13 protein-coding genes are annotated in these 14,553 nt (G+C 61.3%); 2 read left to right on the forward strand and 11 right to left on the reverse strand.

Translation table 11 applies throughout. The features are described 5' to 3' along the window. Positions 1 to 37 precede the first annotated feature (37 nt). Entirely contained in the window at positions 38 to 379 is a 342-nt protein-coding gene (locus ACN0SC_RS11625) for a DUF427 domain-containing protein (protein ID WP_417249847.1), read from the forward strand. A 150-nt stretch (positions 380 to 529) separates the two neighbouring features. On the opposite strand, the gene ACN0SC_RS11630 is transcribed toward ACN0SC_RS11625, so the two are convergent. Further along, positions 530 to 2,215 (reverse strand): chloride channel protein, encoded by a 1,686-nt coding sequence (locus ACN0SC_RS11630; RefSeq protein ID WP_417249848.1) that lies wholly within the window; start codon positions 2,213 to 2,215, stop codon positions 530 to 532. Positions 2,216 to 2,308: 93 nt separating this feature from the next. Between ACN0SC_RS11630 and ACN0SC_RS11635 the strand changes: the two genes are divergently transcribed. Next, positions 2,309 to 3,676 (forward strand): FAD-binding oxidoreductase, encoded by a 1,368-nt coding sequence (locus ACN0SC_RS11635; RefSeq protein ID WP_417249849.1) that lies wholly within the window; start codon positions 2,309 to 2,311, stop codon positions 3,674 to 3,676. Here ACN0SC_RS11635 and recN read toward each other — a convergent pair. The 10 genes from recN to ACN0SC_RS11685 form a co-directional block, all read right to left on the reverse strand. Continuing rightward, positions 3,673 to 5,325: a DNA repair protein RecN gene (gene recN / locus ACN0SC_RS11640; RefSeq protein WP_417249850.1), complete on the reverse strand. Its 1,653-nt coding sequence runs from the start codon at positions 5,323 to 5,325 to the stop codon at positions 3,673 to 3,675. The two genes, ACN0SC_RS11635 and recN, sit on opposite strands and share 4 nt — an antisense overlap. A 19-nt stretch (positions 5,326 to 5,344) precedes the next feature. After that, a complete protein-coding gene (locus ACN0SC_RS11645; protein WP_417249851.1) occupies positions 5,345 to 6,184 on the reverse strand; it encodes an outer membrane protein assembly factor BamD in 840 nt (279 codons plus the stop codon). 143 nt (positions 6,185 to 6,327) lie between these two features. After that, complete coding sequence (gene lpxC / locus ACN0SC_RS11650) at positions 6,328 to 7,263, reverse strand: UDP-3-O-acyl-N-acetylglucosamine deacetylase (RefSeq protein ID WP_417249852.1); 936 nt, start codon at positions 7,261 to 7,263, stop codon at positions 6,328 to 6,330. A 308-nt stretch (positions 7,264 to 7,571) separates the two neighbouring features. After that, positions 7,572 to 9,215, reverse strand: coding sequence for a cell division protein FtsZ (gene ftsZ, locus ACN0SC_RS11655; protein WP_417249853.1), 1,644 nt, complete (start codon positions 9,213 to 9,215; stop codon positions 7,572 to 7,574). Between the two features lie 449 nt (positions 9,216 to 9,664). Continuing rightward, complete coding sequence (gene ftsA, locus ACN0SC_RS11660; RefSeq protein ID WP_417249854.1) at positions 9,665 to 10,996, reverse strand: cell division protein FtsA; 1,332 nt, start codon at positions 10,994 to 10,996, stop codon at positions 9,665 to 9,667. Further along, positions 10,993 to 11,991: a cell division protein FtsQ/DivIB gene (locus ACN0SC_RS11665; protein ID WP_417249855.1), complete on the reverse strand. Its 999-nt coding sequence runs from the start codon at positions 11,989 to 11,991 to the stop codon at positions 10,993 to 10,995. Before ACN0SC_RS11665 ends, ftsA begins: the two co-directional genes overlap by 4 nt. After that, positions 11,979 to 12,905: a D-alanine--D-alanine ligase gene (locus ACN0SC_RS11670; protein ID WP_417249856.1), complete on the reverse strand. Its 927-nt coding sequence runs from the start codon at positions 12,903 to 12,905 to the stop codon at positions 11,979 to 11,981. The genes ACN0SC_RS11665 and ACN0SC_RS11670 overlap by 13 nt, the downstream gene beginning before the upstream one ends. A 116-nt stretch (positions 12,906 to 13,021) precedes the next feature. Beyond that, positions 13,022 to 14,005, reverse strand: coding sequence for a UDP-N-acetylmuramate dehydrogenase (gene murB / locus ACN0SC_RS11675; RefSeq protein ID WP_417249857.1), 984 nt, complete (start codon positions 14,003 to 14,005; stop codon positions 13,022 to 13,024). After that, positions 14,002 to 14,262: a DUF2484 family protein gene (locus ACN0SC_RS11680; protein ID WP_417249858.1), complete on the reverse strand. Its 261-nt coding sequence runs from the start codon at positions 14,260 to 14,262 to the stop codon at positions 14,002 to 14,004. Before ACN0SC_RS11680 ends, murB begins: the two co-directional genes overlap by 4 nt. Before the next feature lie 17 nt (positions 14,263 to 14,279). Continuing rightward, the gene (locus ACN0SC_RS11685; protein WP_417249859.1) at positions 14,280 to 14,525 is read right to left on the reverse strand and encodes a DUF2484 family protein; all 246 of its coding nucleotides are present in this window, start codon (positions 14,523 to 14,525) and stop codon (positions 14,280 to 14,282) included. Positions 14,526 to 14,553: the final 28 nt, after the last annotated feature.

Here is a 14,553-nt window from a genome sequence, read left to right on the forward strand (position 1 = left end):
ACTCGGCCTTAACACCCTGACAAAGAGGAGACGGCCCATGGATGATCATATTACCGTCCGCGAATTGCCTGGAACCTATGTTGTGCGTGCTGGCGGCGCAGTGCTCGGGGAGACCACCCGCGCTCTCGAACTCAACGAAGGCGATCTGCCGCCCGTGATTTACTTCCCACGCGACGATCTCGCGATGGCCTTTCTCGAACAATCGCAAACCACCTCTTCCTGCCCTTTCAAAGGTGAGGCGACATATTATTCGATTCACACAAAATCGGTGGTGATCGAGAATGCGGGCTGGTCCTACGAGGACCCCAAAGAGAATGTGGCCGCGCTCAAGGGCTACCTCGCCTTCTACCCGCAGAAGGTCGCCGTGGAGCAGCTCTAAGCCGCCCCTGCGTACCTTGCCTGCCTGACAGGTGCCCGACAGTTTGCCCGACGGATGTCCGACACAAGTCCGACGCAAAGCAGACAGCCCGAAATGACAAAACGCGGACCCAATCGGGCCCGCGTTTTTCGTATCCGTTGAGGGCGCGTTTCAGGAGTGTTCTTCGGCCGCCGTGGCGGCGAGCTTCTTGTTGAAGGCGCGCAGGGCATCGACCTGAAACATCGCGCCATGCACCTCTGGAGGCTGATCCTCGCGCAGCGTCACAACGGGGATAAAGATCAGGTTGTGCTGATCAAAGAGCGGCATCACCTTCTCCAAAGTCTCGTTAGGCGTGACGTAAATTCCCTTTTGGATCAATTCCTTGCAAGCTTCCTCGGAAGCCGCGCGCGGAGCGTCGGGTGCGCGGTAGCATTGGTGAACGCGCACCGTGGACAGCAGGTAAGCCTGCGGCCCCGCCGCCAGATGGATGCCCCGCCGCTCTAGGATCGTGAGGAAATAGGAGTGGTCCACAAGCCGCGAGGCAATGGCGGTGGAGAGCGACACAGTGACCATCACCGCCAACCCCGTCTGCCAGTCGCCCGTGAGTTCAAAAACGATAAGCGTGGTGGAAATCGGCGCCCCCAGCACCGCCGCCGCCACCCCCCCCATCCCCGCCAACGCATAGAGCGTCGCAGTGCCCGAAACGGTAGGAAAAACAGCCGTTGCGATCAGTCCGAAAGACAGGCCCGTTAGCGCGCCCACCATGAGCGCAGGCGAGAACATCCCGCCGCCCATACGACCTGCTGTCGTGATGGCCACCGCAACCACCTTGATAAAGGCGTAGACGATGCCCTGCCAGATCAGTAACTCGCCCGTGAGTGCAGCAGATGTGGTCTCGTACCCCACGCCGATAATATGCGGGAAAACAATGGCCATCCCGCCGAGCATAGCCCCCGCCACCATCGGGCGGAAAACAGGCGGAAGTCCGATCCGCCCCTGCACCCACGTCCCGAAATCATCCGCCATGAAAATAGCGCGCATCATCAGGACCGCCACCACACCGCACACGAGGCCGAGCAACAGGAACGCGGGCAGTTCGACGTAGAAGGACAGCACCCCTTCCGCCACCAGAGAAAACTCGGTCACGCCGCCAAATTCGAGGCGGTTGATCACCGTGCCAGCCGCCGCCGCGATGACAATCGGCGCGAAGGCATGGACCGCGAAATGGCGCAGCACGACTTCGAGAGCAAAGAGCGCCCCCGCAATCGGCGCGTTGAAGGAGGCGGAGACAGCGGCGGCCACGGCACACCCCAACAGATCGCGCCCCGTGATTCCATCGGCATGCAGACGGTTCGAGACCCATGTCGAGATTACGCCAGCAAGGTGAACGACAGGCCCCTCGCGCCCCGTCGATCCGCCCGTCGACAATGTGACCATCGAGGCCGCCGCCGAGGCGAGACCCGCGCGCTTTTCCATGCGGCCATCGTTGAGCGCGGCCCCCTCAATCACATCGGCAACAGACCGCACCTGCCCGTCTGGCGTGAACCAGTTGAGGATGACGCCCACGACCAACCCGCCAAGAATGGGCACCAGAAGCACCCAATACCACGGCAGCCCATCAAGGTAACTGTGCAGTTGCCGCACGTCATCCGTGCCGTAGATCGTGCTTTGTAACCAGTTGATTCCTTTTCGGAAAAATAGCGCAGCCACGCCTGACGCCACACCGATCATAAGAGCGATGAACCAGAACTGGACCTGACTGGGACCGCGACGGCGCATCAGGTCAAGCGTCTCCACCAGCCCTTGGCGGATATCCACCAACAGCTTTCGCGGGTATGTTACATTTTCATTATTCATGAGACTGACATGCGCCCTTTCCGAGCCGTGACCTTTCACAGCACATTAGCATCCAGTAAGGTTCTCTGAACAAAGCAGCATTTAGGTTAACCTATGATCCCAGAGACCGCATTTGACGCGCTTTCCTCCGTTCTAGAAGGTCGCGTGTCACGTTCCAAGTCCGATCTTGATCTTCATGGTCGCTCGGAGACATGGTTTCCTCACACCCCGCCTGATGCCGTGGTCTATCCCGAGAGCACGCAAGAGGTGTCACAGATCATGGGGATCTGCCATGCCCACCACATTCCCGTCACCGCGTGGGGAGCGGGCACCTCGCTGGAAGGGCAGACCCTTGCCACATCGGGCGGGATCGTTGTCGATTTCGCACATATGAACCGCATCCTTCGGGTCAATGACGCCGATATGGATTGCCGCGTGCAGCCAGGGGTGACGCGCGAACAGCTCAACACCGAATTGCGCGCGAGCGGGCTGATGTTCCCCGTCGATCCGGGCGCGAATGCGAGCATCGGCGGGATGACCATGACACGCGCCTCGGGGACCACGGCGGTGCGTTACGGCACGATGCGTGACAATGTGATCGGTCTGACGGTCGTGCTTGCTGACGGACGGGTAATCGAGACTGGATCGCGGGCACGAAAGTCGTCGGCAGGCTATGACCTGACCGCGCTGATGGTCGGCTCGGAAGGAACGCTAGGGCTGGTCACGGAAGTGGGCCTGCGCCTGCACGGGCAACCTGAAGCCATCTCGGCGGGTGTCTGTGCCTTTGACACGATCGAAGCCGCCGTCTCCACCGTGATTGCCACGATCCAATACGGCATCCCCATGGCGCGGATCGAGTTTCTCGACACGAAAAGCGTAGAGGCGGTGAACAAATATTCGGGCGCGGACTTCCCGCTCAAACCCCATCTCTTTGTCGAATTTCACGGCTCGGACGCGGGTGTTGTGGAACAGTCGGAAGCCTTTGGCGAGTTGGTCTCCGACTTCGGCGGCTCGCCCTTCCAATGGGCGACCAAACCCGAAGACCGCACCGCCCTTTGGACCATGCGCCACAACGCCTATTACGCCTGCCTCGCGCTCAAGAAGGGGTGCAAGGGGCTGGTCACGGACATCTGCGTGCCGATCTCGAAACTGGCCGAAGCGGTCGAGGAAACGGCGGCGGATATTGCCGCCTCGACACTGGAGGGGCCGATTCTGGGCCATGTCGGTGACGGGAATTTCCACGCGATCCTGCTGCTTGATCCCGAGCAACCCGCCGATCTTGTCGAGGCGAAACGGCTAGGCGAACGCATGGCCGAACGCGCATTGGCACTTGGCGGGACGATTACAGGGGAGCACGGCATCGGCATGGGTAAACGCAGCCTGATGGCGCGTGAACACGGGGAAGGCTGGGAGGTGATGGGCGCGCTCAAAGCGGCGCTTGACCCAACCAATATCCTCAATCCGGGAAAACTGGTGCCCTAACCATCGAGTAGCGCACGGGCGGCGTCACGCGCTGCATCGGTGATCGTGTCACCCGAGAGCATCCGCGCCACCTCGTCGATCCGTGCGTCCGCGTCCAGCGTCGAGACATCCGAGAGCGTCATCCCGTCCACGACCCGCTTGGCAACGCGCCAATGATGCGCACCGCGGGCGGCGACCTGAGGCGAATGGGTGACGACGAGGATCTGCCCCTCTTGAGCCAGCGCCTGAAGGCGGCGCCCCACGGCATCGGCGGTGGCCCCGCCCACACCACGGTCAATCTCGTCAAAGATCATCGTCACGCCCGTCTGGTCGCGCGTGAGGCAGACCTTGAGCGCCAGCAGGAAGCGCGACAGCTCCCCGCCCGAGGCGATCTTGGCCAGCGGCCCTGCGGGTGCGCCAGGGTTGGTGGCAACCGTAAAGGCCACCGTATCGCGGCCATCTGGTCCCGCCTCGCCCTCATTGATTTCCGTTGTGAAAACAGCGCGTTCCATCTTGAGCGGTGCCAATTCGGCGGCCATCATCTTGTCGAGTTCGCAGGCTGCCTTCAGACGTTTTTCCGAGAGCGCCTTCGCCGCGGCGTCGTAGGTGGCAAGAGCGGCATCGCGCGCCTTGGTCAGCCCGTCGATCTGTGCTCCCGAATTGTCGATCCGCTCCAGTTTCTCGCGCAGGCCCTCGGCAAAGCTGCCCAACTCGTCGGCCAGAACGCCATGCTTGCGCGCCAGACCGCGAATGGCAAAGAGTCGCTCCTCAACCTGTTCCAATTCATGCGGATTGAAGCGCAGCGCCTCGATTGTGTCCTCGACGCCACTTTGCGCCTCGGCCAACTCGTTGAGCGCACGGTCCAAAGCATCAATGGCGGGATCAAGCTTGCCCTCAGCCTGCTCAGCGGCCCCTTCGAGCCATTTGAGCGCATCGGTCAGCATCCCCTCACCGCCATCATAAGACATGGCCTGATGGGCTTTGGCGACATCGGCGGCGATCTTTTCAGCGGCCTGCATTCGGCGGCGCTCGGCATCAAGCTGCGCCTCCTCTCCCGCTTGGGGATCAAGCGCATCCAACTCGCCAACGGCGTGGCGCAGGAATTCCTCCTCGGCAGCCAGCGCATCACGCGCGGCCTCGGCCTCGGCAAGCGCCTTACGAGCGGCAGACAGGTCTTTCCACGCGGATCGGGTCGCGGCCAAAGGTTTCGCCAGCCCGCCAAAAGCGTCGAGCATATCGCGGTGGCCGCGCGGGTTGAGCAAGCCACGATCATCATGCTGGCCGTGCAATTCCACGAGATGTTCGGACAGGCGACGCAGCACTTCCCCCGACACGCGGCGGTCGTTGACCCATGCGGTCTTGCGCCCGTCGGCTCCGTTCACACGACGCAGGATCAACTCCCCGTCCTCGGCAACGATATCAAGATCGGCCAGAACCGATTGTGCAGCATGATCATGGGGAAGATCAAATACGGCGGTCACTTCGCCCTGCTCGGCGCCCGCACGCACGAGATCCGCCCGTCCGCGCCAACCGAGAACAAACCCGAGACTGTCGAGCAGGATGGATTTTCCCGCCCCTGTCTCGCCCGTGAGCACATTGAGCCCCGCGTGGAATTCCAGCGCGAGGTGATCAATGATCAACATGTCCCGAATGTCGAGACTTCTCAGCATGGGATGGGTGCCCCGCCCCTCAGAGCCATTCGCCGCGGATCATCTGACGATAGACCGCACCGAGCCAGTTGCTGTTGAAGGCTTTTGCCTCCAGCCCCTGCCCAGTCAAAAGCGCGTAGCTGTCCTCATACCACTCGGTCGAGCGATAGTTGTGGCCGAGAATAGCGGCAGCGGTCTGCGCCTCTTCCACCAGTCCGAGCGACAGGTAGCTCTCGACCAAACGGTGCAGCGCCTCAGGCGTATGCTGGGTCGTCTGGAATTGCTCGACGACAACGCGGAAACGGTTGACGGCGGCGGAATAATGCTTGCGCTTGAGATAGTAACGCCCGATTTCCATCTCCTTGGCAGCAAGGTGATCGAAGGCGAGGTCGAATTTCAGGACCGCCGAACGCGCATATTCGCTGTCGGGGTACTTCTCGATGACGACGCGCAGGGCCTGCAACGCTTGAAAGGTCAGACCTTGATCGCGGCCAACGTCGTCGATCTGGTCATAGTAGGACAGAGCGAGGAGATACTGCGCATAGGCCGCATCCTCGTCGGTCGGGTAGAAATCAAGGAATCGCTGTGCAGCGGCACGCGCGGGCACATAGTCGCCGTCGCGGTGATAGGAGAACGCCTGCATGATCAAGGCGCGCTTGGCCCAGTCTGAATAGGGATAGAGGCGCTCGACCTCCGAGAAGTAATGCGCCGCGTCATCGAAGTCGTTCTGGCTGATCTCGTATTCCGCACGCTCGTATATCTCGGCGGCAGGATAGCCCTCGAGGTCTCGTGTCGGTGCATTGTCACCGCAGGCCACGAGGAGCAATGCCATGGACATGCCCATACCAACTTTCAATCCGCGATAGGTCTTTGCCGCCATGAAAGGTCCACCCTTTGCCAGTCTTCGGACCCTTTTAACAGGGCCTTCGGGAGGTTCCTAGCACAGAAAAATCCTGCGCAAAATGTCTTTGCACTCAATTCTCGCATTGTCGGGATCGAAGACGTGAAAAACTGCGCGTCTTATCAGGCGCAAACAGCCAGATCACGCTGCGAAACACCCGCACCAGGAAGGCGCGCGGCGGTCTCGTGATCGACCGTGACATAGGCCCACGCCCCGCGCGTCGCGAACAATTTGCGCAAAAGTTTGTTGGTGAGCGCATGGCCAGCCTTCTCGCCCGTGTAGCGCCCGAGGATGGGCGCACCCGCAAGGTAGAGATCACCAAGCGCGTCGAGCATTTTATGGCGCACGGGCTCGTCGTCGTGACGTAGACCACCTGGCGAAAGCACCGCATCGCCGTCCACGACAACCGCATTGTCATAGGTGCCACCGAGAGCCAGACCGTTTTCGCGCATCGCGTCCACGTCGGACTTGCGGCAGAAGGTGCGGCAATCGGAAAGCTCACGCACGAAAGCGCCATTGGCCATTTTAAGATGTTTGTCCTGCACCCCGATCGCCTCGTCGGCGAAATCGATGTGAAAGTTGATTTCGAGCGTATCGGCGGGATCAAGGCGCGCTTTCGCACCGTTCACATCAACCGAAACAGGCTTGAGAATTTTCAGCGCACGGGTCGGGCCGTCCTGCGTTGCGATCCCCGCATCGAGAAGCCCGCGCACGAAAGGTGCGGCAGACCCATCGAGGATCGGCACTTCTGGACCATCTACCGCGACCACTGCGTTATCAATGCCAAGACCCGCGAGGGCGGCCATGATATGTTCGACGGTCGAGATTTCCACGCCATCACCGTTGCGCATCAGGGTGCACAATTGCGAAGGAACAACGTGATCCCAGCGAGCGGGAATGTCGGCGTTTCGCGGGTCAGCGGCATCAGAGGCAATATCGGAACGACGGAAGGACACACCCGAAGAGGCGCGTGCGGGGGCGACCGTCATGTGCACGGGCGCACCAGAGTGCAGACCCACCCCGTTGAATGTCACCGTTTTTGCAACTGTTCTTTGCACGTCGTCCTAGACCCTTCAGAGGCTTGTCGCCTCCCTTGATTTGACAGCCAAGCCCGTATCGAACGGGCCTTATGGCTTGGTTGTCAGTTAGTTAAGCATCGCCTAGCAATAGCTCAACTCAATCTTTGTAACCGTTTGTAACACTGGGCAGGACGGACGGGCAGAAAACTGCGCAAATTACCGCCGCATCGCAGCAAGTCCTTCATAAAACAAGGAAAAGGCGCCCCAACGGGACGCCTCATCTCATGTTTCACTTCGTGTAAACGTGACAGGGAAAGCGCGCGGACGCGGCCCTAAATCACCCGCGATCAGTTGGCCTGACGGCGCAGGAAGGCGGGAATTTCGATCTTTTCACGTTCGGGATCGAGTTCTTGATCCTCGTCGTAAGCCTGATGCACCTGCGGCCGCGCGGCGGGCGCGGGCTGCGGTGCTGCGCCAAAGCGCGGCTGGGCTTGCTGCGGTTGCGGCGGCACAGCGCGGCCTGTCTCCTCACCCCCGTGCCCCGTCATGCGACCGATCAAAGAGTTGATGCCGAAACGGCCTTGCTTCTGCTCGGCTTCAGGTGCGGGTGCACGCTGCGGCGCGGAGGGTTGCTTGGCCACGGCTGCTTGCAGGCGTGCAAGCGTCTCGGGTGCAGGAGCACCAGGGGTTTGCGGCTGCGGAGCAACATAGGCTTCGGGTTCAGGCTCGTGCATCGTGGGCTGCGCGTGGTTCTGCGGTTGATACGCAGGCGGCGGCAGGTCGTCAGCGGCGGTCTGGCGCGGCGCGGGAGCGGCGTCGCCACCGTAGTGCTGCGGATCAAACACGTCGAGACTCGGCTGTTCGGGCTCGGCGGGAGCTTCGGCCTGTGCCTGCGGTTGCTGCTGCGCGGCAGGAGCCTGAGCGGCGGGTTGCTGCTCTTCGGCCACTTCCTCGGCGACCTCATGCGAAGCCGCGAGCGGCTCGGCCAGACGACGACGCGGCACGGGCGTTTCGGCCACATTGCCTTCCACGTCGATACCCGTGGCAACCACGGAGACGCGCATATTGCCTTCGAGGGACGGATCCATGGTGGAACCAACGATGATGTTGGCGTCAGGATCGACTTCCTCACGGATACGGTTGGCCGCCTCGTCCAGTTCGAACAGGGTCAGGTCGTCGCCACCCGTGATGTTGATAAGAACGCCTTTGGCGCCTTTGAGCGAAATCTCGTCGAGGAGCGGGTTGGCAATCGCCTTCTCGGCAGCCTGGATCGCACGATCCTCGCCTGCGGCCTCGCCCGTGCCCATCATGGCTTTGCCCATCTCGTCCATCACCGCACGCACGTCGGCGAAGTCGAGGTTGATGAGACCCGGACGCACCATAAGATCGGTCACGCCCTTCACACCTTGGTAGAGCACATCGTCGGCAAGCGAGAAGGCTTCGGTGAAGGTGGTCTTTTCATTGGCCAGACGGAACAGGTTCTGGTTGGGGATGATGATGAGCGTATCGACCATCTTTTGCAGTTGCTCAACGCCATCTTCGGCCTGCCGCATCCGCTTGGCACCTTCAAACTGGAAGGGCTTGGTCACAACGCCAACGGTCAGAACGCCAAGCTCACGCGCGGCCTGCGCGATGATCGGCGCCGCACCTGTACCCGTGCCGCCGCCCATACCCGCGGTGATGAAGCACATGTGTGCGCCCGCAAGATGATCAACGATGGTCTCGATGCTTTCTTCAGCAGCCGCGGCACCAACACTGGCTCGCGCACCTGCGCCCAGACCTTCGGTGACTTTCACACCCATCTGGATTTTCGCACCCGCCTTGGAATGCTGGAGTGCTTGTGCATCGGTATTTGCAACGACGAAGTCGACGCCCTCAAGCGCCTTTTCGATCATGTTATTGACCGCGTTGCCGCCTGCACCACCAACGCCGAAGACCGTGATCTTCGGTTTCAACTCTTCCCGCTCGGGCATTGTCAGATTCAAAGCCATAATCTACCGCCTGCTGTTTGTCCGATCGGGCGTTGTGCCTCGTGTCGGATACGTTCGTCCCCACCCCTGAATCGGAGCGCAATTTACCAGTTCCCCCTAAATCCTAAGGAATTTGAGCCGCTACGTCACCCATAAAACACAATATTGCCACAAAATGTGGGGACGAGGTTGCCCTATTTGAGCGGGATTTTGCGCAATCTGCGATATTTAGGCGCTCTCGCGCCGCACACCACAAGACAAGGCGACATATCTCACAGGCCCGCAAATCGCTATTTGCGCGCAGCCCCGTGGGGCGAATCTTGTCATTCGGTGGCACTGCTCGGTGCCTTTCGCGCGGGGTATGCCCTGCGTCGGAAACTTGATCGGTGATTGATTCACCTGCCTGTCGAGGAGTTTAGCACGGGCGCGGCGGGAGGGGAACCGTCGGGACGGCCCCGCCGCATTCCTCGTTACCAGTTCTCCTTGAACCACCGCACGGCGCGCTTGAGCGAGCGGGCGGGATAGCTGTCGACGGGCACTTCGAAATCCCAGAATTCGTCTTGTGGGTTGGCGGCAAAGACGCACAGGCCCACGGCGGAGGCGAATGCAGCACCCGTTGCGGCCTGCGGCAGACCCTGCACACGCAAGGGACGTCCGATGCGGACCTGCTGGCCGAGGATTTTCGGGGCCAGCGTGTCGAGGCCGGGGATCTGGCTGCCGCCACCCGTGAGGACGATTTGCTGGCTCGGCATATATTCGAAACCTGCGGCATCGAGGCACTCACGCACGCCTTCGAGGATTTCTTCGACGCGCGGACGCATAATGCCAATGAGTTCCGAGCGCGACACGGTGCGACGGTCTTTCTCCCAGTCACCACTGTCGCCGCCCACTTCAATCATCTCGCGGTCATCCATCCCAGTGGCTACAACACCACCGTAAAAAGTCTTGATCCGTTCGGCGGTCGCCGTTGGGATTTGCAGGCCCATTGCGATATCGGAGGTGACATGCTCGCCACCCATCCGCACGCTATCGGCATAGATCATATGTTTACGCATGAAGATCGACACATCCGTCGCCCCGCCGCCCAAATCAACACAGGCCGCGCCAAGCTCTTGCTCGTCTTCAACCAGCGCGGAGACGCCAGACGCATAGGCCGCAGAGGCAAGCCCGGCCACTTCGAGGTCACAACGCTTGATGCAGTAGAGAAGGTTCTGGATCGTCGCACTGTCGACCGTCAGCATATGGATATCGCAGGCCAGAGTCTGACCGATCTGGCCGCGCGGATCGCCAAGGCCGGAACGGTGGTCGAGCGCGAAATTGACGGGCTGGGCATGGAGAACCTCGCGGTGCGCGCCATAGTCGGGCACATCGCAAGCGGCGAGAACACGCGCCACATCCTGCTCGGAAACGGTTTGCCCCTCAATATCCACCTGCCCGTCAAGTCCGTAGCTGCGCGGCGAGCCACCCGAGAAACAGGCGATGACGTGATCTACACGGGTCTGCGCCATTTTCTGCGCGGCCTGCACGGCGGTGCGGATGGCCCGCTCGGTCTCGGCCATGGCATCGATCTCGCCGAACTTCACGCCGCGCGAACGGGTCGTGGCGGCACCGATCACGCGGAAGGCGGATTGCCCCGCCATCGTGCCCACGCCTTCGGCACCCGAAAACCTCTCGCCGTCGAACCGAAGGATGAGACAGCCGATCTTCGACGTGCCCACATCAAGAATGGCAATCACCCCGCGTTGCAGGGCAGCATTGCGCATGTTTCGCATTGCACGTTGGGTCGCATACAGGTCAGTCATCGAAACGACACTCCGAGTTCCAGTCCTTTGATGCGGCGCAATTCCTCATGCGCCGCTTCAGACAAACGAATGGTGGGCCGGCCAGGATGGCGCATGTCCACATGGGTGATGTCACGGTCGAGAAGATCTTGCGCCTGATTGAGGGCAATGACCTGCGCAACCGCGCCAAGGGGGTTCTTTTCGGGCAGCATGACGGTCTGCCCGCGATCCAGAACGAGATTCCAACGGCGCTCGCCGATGCGCACCAAACCACGCACGCGGGTTACGATGGGCTGCGCCTGTTTGAAGATCGCCAGCGCCTCGCCCACGACCTTGTCCGCGCCCTCACCCGCGATCAGCGGCAGGTCGGCGCGGCTCAGACGGCTGTCGAGCGCCCCGACGCGATGCCCTTTCGGGTCGAGCATTTCAAGCCCGTGCGGCCCGCGCCACACAACGGCGGGGGTACGTTCGGTGATATCAACCTGCAAGATCCCCCCTGCCCGCACGCGCAGACCCGCCTTTTCCACGGCATCAAGGCTTTCGATCTCGGCAAGCATTCCGTTGAGATCGAGGTCAAACGATGAGATCGGGAAATCCACGGGAACGATCTCACGGATGTCGAGAGCGACTTCTTCGGAGGCTCCGTCGATGGCCATGAGTTTGACCATGAATTCAGGGCGGTTTTGAATCTCGCGCTTCAGCTCGGCATAGGTGTCCGTCACGGCCAGACGGTTCTCGTCATCGGCGAACCAGATCGCCACCAGCCCCGCAATGAACAGAGCCGGCGCAACGCGACGCATGAAGAAACGGAAAGACGGCGTGAGCCACAGACGGTTCATGCGGTAGGCCGCACGGGAAGGAGCGGGATCGCGCGGCGCGGCGTTCTCGGCGGTCTGCTTGCGTGCACCGATGGCGCGGGCGACGGCCTCCGACACACGAGCAGAACCACCCGTTACGGGCGCACGCGGCGTGGGTGGTGGTGCGGCGCGAAACTGGCTCGGGCTTACCGGTTGCATGAGGCATCCTCCACCAAGGCTGCACAAAGCGCGCCGAAGCTCAGACCCGCATGGGCGGCTTGTTCAGGAGCAAGAGACGTCGGCGTCATGCCCGGCTGGGTGTTGGTCTCCAGAAGGATCAACCCTTCCAGCCCGCGAGCCTCATCCCAGCGGAAATCGGTGCGGCTCAACCCGCGGCACCCTAGAGCCGCATGGGCGCGGATCGCAAAATCCTCACAGGCGGCCGCAATCTCGGCGGGCACCTCGGCGGGGATCACATGGCGCGACCCGCCCTCGACGTATTTCGCGTCATAATCATACCACCCGTCGGTCAGAATATCGGTCACGGCCAGCGCACGCGGCCCCTCGGCAGTATCCAGCACAGCAGTCGTCAACTCGCGGCCAGGTGCGAAGGCTTCAACCATCACCACATCGGGCGTCTCGCGCGCCAGTTTCGGCGGGCCATTGGCGGCTTCCGAGACGATGTAGACGCCAACGGAGGAACCTTCGTTATGGGGTTTGACGACATAGGGAGGCGCCATCACGTGACGCGCCTCGACCTCTTCACGCGCAGCCAGAACGCTTTCGACAAAAGGCAGACCGTGGGCGGCATAGACCTCTTTGGTCTTTTGCTTGTCCATCGCAAGGGCGGAGGCCAGAACGCCAGAATGGGTGTAGGGAATGCGGAGCCATTCGAGAATGCCTTGGACGCAGCCATCCTCGCCCCAACGGCCATGCAGCGCATTGAACACCACATCAGGCGCACAGGCATGCAACCGCGACACGAGGTCATCCCCCGCGTCGATTTCGACAACCTCAAAGTTTTCGTCCCTCAGCGCGGCAGCGCATTCACGCCCCGACGACAGCGACACCTCGCGCTCAGCGCTCGGGCCACCCATCAATACCGCCACTTTCGGGGATTGCCTGCTCGACATACCCTCTAGCGCCTCATATGCGGGGCCTTATTGTCTGGCCCTTTGCCACCCTTTTGCGGGTGATTATCTGTCCATTTTGGACTTATCTGCCCGTTTCGGGCAAATTTCGCCCCATTTCAAGGGGCTTTCGCGCCGTGCTCGTCCTGTTCTTGTGGAACACCTGACGGGATCGCTTCCCCGTCGAACGCACCGACGCGTTTGATTTCCCATTGTAACGTCAGCCCAGCGTTTTGAAACACTTTTTTTCGAACAGTTTCGCCAAGAGTTTCAAGATCGCGTGCGGTGGCGTCGCCCGTGTTGATCATGAAGTTGGAATGCTTCTCGCTCATCTGCGCGCCGCCAATGGAAAAGCCGCGCAAACCCGCATCATCAATCACCTTCCACGCCTTGAGATCATGCACGTCATCGGCGCGCCCCGTCGAGGAGAACCCCGCAGGATTGCGGAAGGTCGATCCCGCGCTGCGATCCTTAACGGGCTGGGTCGCATCGCGTTTGGCAAGTTGATCCGCCATCCGCGCTTCTAGCTCGGCTGGATCGCCCTGCTCGGCTTTAAGCGTTGCGGACACGACCACCCATCCATCGGGCAGCTCAGATTGGCGGTAGGCAAATTTCAAATCGTCGCTCGACAGGGTTTTGACCTCCCCTGCCCGCGTCACGACCCGTGCAGAGACGAAATGATCGGCCACGTAGGAGCCGTAGCACCCCGCGTTCATCCTCACCGCGCCACCAATCGCTCCGGGGATGGTGCGCAGGAAGGTGAGGTCCAGACCTGCAGCGGCGGCCTTGCGTGCGACATGTGCGTCCAGTGCGGCAGCGCCCGCCGTGACCGTGCCCGCGTCTGCGTCAATCTCGATGCCGTTGAACCCGCGCCCCATGCGGATCACGACAGCCCGCAAGCCCCCGTCACGCACGATCAGGTTGGAGCCCACGCCCATCGGGAAGACCGCGACATCTTCATGGAGTGCCGCGAGAAAGTCGCACAGGTCCGCCTCATCGGCGGGCATGAACAGCGCATCCGCAGGTCCTCCAACGCGCAACCAAGTCAGATCGGCAAGCGGTCGGTTCTCCACCAAAGTGCCACGCACGGGCGGGTAAGTCATTTCGCAACATCTCCAATGGTCATACGTTTGAGCCAACGGCCCAAATAGACAAGCGGCCAGCGCAGGACCGAAATCCCCGCGGCCAGAACAACCAGCCCGATCCACGGACCGTTTTCATAGGTGACATACCCCACGAGCGGCACCCCAAGCGCAAAGAGCACATAGGCCTGCGGCCAGTGATTGCGTTTGGACGGAAACAGCGCCAGCACATTTGCCAAGATCGCCCAAAGGCAGGCAAGGATAAGAGAGTTAGACATGGCGTTCTCCTGTCAGATCAGATCGAAGTGATCCGGCCCAACACCGCACGTCCCAGTGCGGCGAGTGGTTTTCGAAACAACGACACGGCAGCGGCGAGACAAACAACAACTGGCAGGGTTCCGAAATCGCGACCGAGCCAGACCAGAAGCGGCGGCAGGGTGACGAGCGAAATCGGCCCCAGACGCATCTGATAGCGCATTGGTAGCGGGGCAAGCGCCATCGTGGCAAGCGCCCAGATGCAGATTGCGGCGAGCGAGTTCATTGAAACGCTCCCTCAAACAAACGACCAC

Origin of the sequence: Celeribacter sp., assembly GCF_048261515.1 — a bacterium.
GTDB lineage: Bacteria > Pseudomonadota > Alphaproteobacteria > Rhodobacterales > Rhodobacteraceae > Celeribacter.

Excerpts from the sequence above, each read along its gene's own strand:
- ACN0SC_RS11625 (WP_417249847.1), top strand. The coding sequence starts at position 38 with ATGGATGATCATATTACCGTCCGCGAATTGCCTGGAACCTATGTTGTG.
- ACN0SC_RS11630 (WP_417249848.1), bottom strand. The coding sequence starts at position 2,215 with ATGAATAATGAAAATGTAACATACCCGCGAAAGCTGTTGGTGGATATC.
- ACN0SC_RS11635 (WP_417249849.1), top strand. The coding sequence starts at position 2,309 with ATGATCCCAGAGACCGCATTTGACGCGCTTTCCTCCGTTCTAGAAGGT.
- recN (WP_417249850.1), bottom strand. The coding sequence starts at position 5,325 with ATGCTGAGAAGTCTCGACATTCGGGACATGTTGATCATTGATCACCTC.
- ACN0SC_RS11645 (WP_417249851.1), bottom strand. The coding sequence starts at position 6,184 with ATGGCGGCAAAGACCTATCGCGGATTGAAAGTTGGTATGGGCATGTCC.
- ftsZ (WP_417249853.1), bottom strand. The coding sequence starts at position 9,215 with ATGGCTTTGAATCTGACAATGCCCGAGCGGGAAGAGTTGAAACCGAAG.
- ftsA (WP_417249854.1), bottom strand. The coding sequence starts at position 10,996 with ATGACTGACCTGTATGCGACCCAACGTGCAATGCGAAACATGCGCAAT.
- ACN0SC_RS11665 (WP_417249855.1), bottom strand. The coding sequence starts at position 11,991 with ATGCAACCGGTAAGCCCGAGCCAGTTTCGCGCCGCACCACCACCCACG.
- ACN0SC_RS11670 (WP_417249856.1), bottom strand. The coding sequence starts at position 12,905 with ATGTCGAGCAGGCAATCCCCGAAAGTGGCGGTATTGATGGGTGGCCCG.
- murB (WP_417249857.1), bottom strand. The coding sequence starts at position 14,005 with ATGACTTACCCGCCCGTGCGTGGCACTTTGGTGGAGAACCGACCGCTT.
- ACN0SC_RS11680 (WP_417249858.1), bottom strand. The coding sequence starts at position 14,262 with ATGTCTAACTCTCTTATCCTTGCCTGCCTTTGGGCGATCTTGGCAAAT.
- ACN0SC_RS11685 (WP_417249859.1), bottom strand. The coding sequence starts at position 14,525 with ATGAACTCGCTCGCCGCAATCTGCATCTGGGCGCTTGCCACGATGGCG.